General features: G+C 47.7%; 1 protein-coding gene. It reads right to left on the reverse strand.

What is annotated here, in order from left to right; all coding sequences use genetic code 11:
• A partial coding sequence (locus D081_RS12450) for a hypothetical protein (protein ID WP_369824018.1) occupies positions 1 to 1,020 on the reverse strand: 1,020 nt, incomplete at its 3' end.
• Positions 1,021 to 1,256: the final 236 nt, after the last annotated feature.

The following is a 1,256-nucleotide window of genomic DNA, read 5'->3' on the forward strand; positions in this document are numbered from 1 at the left end:
GTCTTGCTTGACAACCACACCCGCCGTCGTGATTGTCGCTTTCGTAGTCGTTCCCGTGAACACTTTAAGCGTGTCGGGAAGCACGTTCGTACTTGAAATCAGCGTTGTCGTGCCCGTTGTCGGGGCACCGGAAAAGGCGACGTTTTGGGTATTGATGGTCGCGTAAGTGCTGCCGTCCGCATTCTGGACAATGCCCGCGCCGTTCAGCGTCAATACCGGCGTGCCCCATGTCGCACTATTAATGTTGATTGTCGCGAAGTTTTGCACTGCCCCCGCCGTGTTCGCGCTGGAAAGGTTAAGTGTGTTGCCCGTAACGAGATTACCCGTTCCTTCTTTTGTTCCACCGCCGTAAAGGCTGCCATTTACTGTCGCGTTGTTCAACGTGACCATGTTGCCCGTAACATCGCCCGTACCGCTAAAAGTATAGCCACCATAAACGTTGTTAGCTGTGGTATTCTCCAACGTAACAGAATTGTTCGTGGCACTGTGTCCGTCCCCACCGCAGACATCACTAACTGTTGAGTTTTTCAGCACGACAGTATTTTTGTCGGCTTGGCCACCGTTGCTTAAAGCACCTCGAATCTCTTCAGTCGTTTTGATATTTATTCCTTCCAAAGTATTCCTTGAAGCGATGGCATTAGAAGTATTGCCGCCTTCCGCCGAAAATTTTCCCTGTACATTGGACAGCTTCAAGGTATAACCCTCAACGGCAGATTTATTATTTGCTCCACCCCCGTAAAAAAACCAACTATCCAAAGAAGTGCCATCGGTAATGGTCAGCGTCTTGCCGGAATTGGAAACTGTCGCGCCTACCTGTCTTGTGCCGTCATGTTTAAGCGCGTCGTTATCATTAACATCAAGATAAAGCCAATCCGAAGCCGAAGCCGACGCCACCCCGGCTCCCCCTATCCACAGCGATACGGCCAGTGCCAAAGCAGCCTGTACTTTTGGACCTATCCAACGATATTTAGTAGAGGTTTTGTCCCCCCCTAGTGGACTATTATACTTCCTTGTTTCCACGTTTCATATCCTCCCAATTTATATGTTATGCCACAAGGCATACTTTTCTACCAACCAAAATAGCATGAATTTTCCCAAAATTCAACGACTTTGCAAAAAGTGGTCGATTTTTGCAAAAAGTGGTCGATTTTTAGACCATTTGACTTTTCTTCTATAACATTTTTGTCATAGCTAAGGCAATAAAAAAGCGCCCCGGTTTTCCCAGAGCGCGTCATAAACTATTCTATCTGCAAACG

The organism is Anaerovibrio sp. JC8 (genome assembly GCF_002100115.1).
Lineage (GTDB): Bacteria > Bacillota > Negativicutes > Selenomonadales > Selenomonadaceae > Anaerovibrio.